Here is a 3,786-nt window from a genome sequence, read left to right as displayed (position 1 = left end):
TATAAAGAAAATCGGTATCCTTTGACCGGAATCACGGTATTCAATGCCCAGAATTGCGGTATCCATCAAAGCGGAATCACGGTACTGTGTTTCCGGAATGACGGTTCAGAATCGTCCAGAATACTCAATCAGAAATGGATAATTTTTTTGTAAGTGAATTTCAATACACAGAAGAATGTATTCCGGAATATCTGAAACGGTGGTGGAGAGAAAACCTGATAGTATCTTATATCTTAACAGCGTTGGTTTTCCTGTATTTTTTCTTGATGTTGATCATACGGAGAAATCTTGTTTATCTGTTTCTGGAACTTCTGCCGATCCTGCTCCTGCTGCTCATAAGAGTCAAGGTCAGCAGGGCAATTAAAATAGAAAAAGAAAGATATCAGGTAAATTACAGGAACACGGTACCTTTGATGCATATCGAAATAGGTCAGGATATTCTTTACAGAATAGAGGACAAAGAAAAACATTTATCCCTGTCAGATATTAAAAAAGTGTTGGAAACCCCTGATATGATAGTGATATGTTTGCGGGGGAATCTTATCCTGCCGGTAAAAAAGACTGGATTTATACAGGGGGATGTGGAACATTGTGTTAAGTATCTCAGGAGTCAGATAGGGAGCAGATAAAGCGGAAGGTGTGTTCATGTATATTCTTATTCCATTAATATTGTCAGCAGTGTGTTCATTTGTAAATCCTTATGTGGGATTGTTTGGTATATTCACACTGGTAGAAATAATTATTATCCTTTGTGTTGACATCAATGCAAATGTCAGGATCAAATTGAGCCATAAAGTATCTGCGGAAAATCCGTCCCGCGCGGAACGGCTGAAGAAATCAGGAAAGGTTCTTGCAGCAGCAGAATGTGTTCTCACTGCTTTTTTTACAATAATAACTGCAATAGTAGAAATCGGGGTGTGGATGCTTGCAAGCGGAAGCCTTACAGGTGATTCTGCGGTTATGACACCGTTTTCTATCATTTCAGAGGAGAACCTGACACTTAGTTGTATTTTACTTGTATTTGCTATAGCATTTCAGGTAATCGCGCTTATTCTTGCTTTTGTCAGGAGAGGACAGTTGAGAAAAAGAATTTGTTGAGACGATGCTTCTGATGCCCATAAGGGTCAAAGCTGCCGAAGTTTTTCAGAATGGAACAGAGGAGTGCAAATGAGAGATCAGATAAAAGATCGAGAATATTTTAATGAATTTTTGCAAGAGGAGCAGGCGAGGATAACCAGATTCTCAGATAAGCTGGCAAACAGTGAAGTAAAACCGGAGAGGCAACTGGCAGTAAAAACAAAAATACATGATTTAAAGCTGGGAATATTAACAGCCAGATATTCCAGAGGGGACGAACTTTCGGCTTTGGAAGGTGAATATGCAGAATTATTGAAAAGCTGGGGCGAGGTATGGGAACCGGATAATTATAATAAAAACCTGAAAATGATCTCACTGGGAGTTTTGTTTGAGGGAGATATCGTATTGGCAAAAGAGACGAAAGCTATGCTGGATGCTGCAAACATTGATGATTGGCTTTTGAGTTTTCTGTTGTGCTCATGGACAGACATTGAAATGGAAAATAAAGACGTTGATCTGATCTTTCCGAAAGATTTTTCTTTGCTGCAGAAGGTGGTACTGACTCATAATAGAAGAGAATCTCTACAGGAATACTTGTCTTGTTGGTACAGGGAAGACTGCGGATGTTACGAAGCGCATAAGAGCAGCCAGAAGATATATTATGGGTATTGGAGTTTTGAAGCCGGGGCTGTGGCAAAAATATTGAATATAGACGATACAGGCATGGAACATGTGCCCTATTACCCGTACGATCTGGTCCATTATAAGTAATCAATCCTGAACGGATATGTCCGTGAACGTGCGGAAGAAACAGGCGGTTTTCTTTTCGGTTTGATGAAGAGAGATAAAATATTTCTGTGATACCGAAAGTTTATAAAAGAAGGTGATTTATGGCATGCGGTCAGGCAGATATATGTCAGGGCATACGGCAATGTCCTGTGTAAAGAAAGAAATGCACCGACAGTTTGGAGACGAAATATTGCTGGAGGAGGAAAAGCACGCCTGGGAGCATCATGGATGGTTTTTGTTGAAATTCCAGTATATACCGAAACCATATATGATTCAATTTGAAGGAGAATTTAACTGTTTTAATGTTAGGATAACGAAAGACGATGACGCTTATATTGCTTTGAAGAAACTGACTGATTACAGCAATGACCTTACTGAGAAAGATATATGTGATTCCATAGAAAAACTGAAGAATGTACTAAAAGGCGATATTGTCTTTTATAGATCCATAAACGGAAAAACCTATCAGGAGATTAATGGAGAGTACAAGCGGATCAGGAGACGAGAGGACTAGTTTCAAATGGATAACAAGTTGGTGAAAAGAAAAATACAGACTTATGAGATTATTTTATGCATTTTTGTACTTGCCGTGGTCGCGGCGGGACTGCTCATGCCGAAGACAGGCTCTCTTGTAATGATCGATGAGATCTGCGACATAGTTGCTGTCTGGACTGTATGCATCTATGTGATCGTGCGGATCATACAGTCCAGAGGGCGGTTCCAGGCTTCCGTGAAAGCAGTCCGGATCCTTGTCATAGCCGCATGTGTGGTGATCGGCGTACTGTTTACGGGGAGCACGGCTCTGGATCTTGTGTCCGGCCCGGAGACGGCTCAATTGACGGATATACAGGTCAGCAGATCCCAGGCGCATACAGGTATCTTTTCGCTTCACTACTATCTGACAGGAACGGACAGCCGGGGAGAACGTGTCCGGCTGGAGATATCGGGAGACGACTACACCAGACTGTCAGGAAGCAGCAGCGTCACGGTTGAATATTACAGACATACCGGGCGGATCGTAAGGTATTTATAGCGTGTGAGCAGTGTCCGGGATATCCCGGACTATCTGAGAAGCTGGAGCCCGGGGAGCGAAAGGAGGAGAAGATGGAGGAGCATACCCGTAAAAAGAAGGCAACCCATGAGGAACTTTTCAAAGGCCTGAAGGTTGAAAAAGTAGTGATCCCTCTTCCGGAAGAAGACCAGATCTGCCCGGTCTGCGGTACGCAGATGGTCCTGATCGGTGAGGAGTATGTCCGCCGGGAACTGGAATTCATTCCTGCCACCTGTAAAGTGATCGAATACTACAGCCAGAGTTACGGATGCCCCTCCTGCAAGGACGGACTCGGCGATACGGAAAAGCCTGTGATCGTAAAGTCTCAGGTACCGGCGGCTCTGGTTGGGAAAGGTCCTGCCTCAGCATCCACTATTGCATGGACCATGTATCAGAAGTATGCTAATGGGCTTCCCCTTTACCGGCAGGAGAAAGACTGGAAACAGTATGGGGCTCAGATCAGCCGTACCACTCTTGCCAACTGGATCATCTACTGTTCACAGAACTATTTCCAGCCAATGTATGATTACTTCCACCGCGAGCTGCTGAAACGCAGCTTTGCGATGGCAGATGAAACCCGGGTTCAGGTATTGAACGAGGAAGGGCGCCGAGCCCAGACTCAATCATTCATGTGGCTGTTCCGAAGCGGCGAGGACGGGCTTCCGTCGATCATCTTGTATGGCTATTCTCCGACCAGGAGCGGCAGCCATGCGAGGGAGTTCCTGGAAGGCTACAGCGGATACTGTATATTACGCGTAAGTAGAGCATTGTTCACGGATAAATTGATCACTTGTCACGGAGATTTAGATCACTGATCACGGAGACGAGATCACCGATTCTTACTTCCGTGTTTATCCAAAGACAACCGA

General features: G+C 43.9%; 6 protein-coding genes. All 6 read left to right on the top strand.

Features of this window, described 5'->3' with window-relative positions:
• Positions 1–134 precede the first annotated feature (134 nt).
• The 6 genes from LKD70_RS18220 to tnpC all read left to right on the top strand — a co-directional run bounded on the left by LKD70_RS18220 (position 135) and on the right by tnpC (position 3,732).
• Positions 135–629 (top strand): YcxB family protein, encoded by a 495-nt coding sequence (locus tag LKD70_RS18220; protein ID WP_227709277.1) that lies wholly within the window; start codon positions 135–137, stop codon positions 627–629.
• 16 nt (positions 630–645) lie between these two features.
• Positions 646–1,098: a hypothetical protein gene (locus LKD70_RS18215; protein WP_227709276.1), complete on the top strand. Its 453-nt coding sequence runs from the start codon at positions 646–648 to the stop codon at positions 1,096–1,098.
• Between the two features lie 69 nt (positions 1,099–1,167).
• Complete coding sequence (locus LKD70_RS18210) at positions 1,168–1,848, top strand: PoNi-like cognate immunity protein (RefSeq protein WP_205131852.1); 681 nt, start codon at positions 1,168–1,170, stop codon at positions 1,846–1,848.
• 124 nt (positions 1,849–1,972) lie between these two features.
• Positions 1,973–2,380, top strand: coding sequence for a hypothetical protein (locus tag LKD70_RS18205; RefSeq protein WP_204932314.1), 408 nt, complete (start codon positions 1,973–1,975; stop codon positions 2,378–2,380).
• Positions 2,381–2,386: 6 nt separating this feature from the next.
• Complete coding sequence (locus LKD70_RS18200; RefSeq protein ID WP_227709275.1) at positions 2,387–2,899, top strand: hypothetical protein; 513 nt, start codon at positions 2,387–2,389, stop codon at positions 2,897–2,899.
• Positions 2,900–2,970: 71 nt separating this feature from the next.
• The gene (tnpC, locus tag LKD70_RS18195; protein WP_227709274.1) at positions 2,971–3,732 is read left to right on the top strand and encodes an IS66 family transposase; all 762 of its coding nucleotides are present in this window, start codon (positions 2,971–2,973) and stop codon (positions 3,730–3,732) included.
• The last annotated feature ends 54 nt before the right edge of the window (positions 3,733–3,786 follow it).

Source organism: Ruminococcus turbiniformis (assembly GCF_020687545.1).
Taxonomy (GTDB): Bacteria; Bacillota; Clostridia; order Lachnospirales; family Lachnospiraceae; genus Mediterraneibacter; species Mediterraneibacter turbiniformis.
The sequence above is the reverse complement of the archived record's forward strand: the minus strand, read 5'-3'. Positions and strand labels throughout refer to the sequence as shown.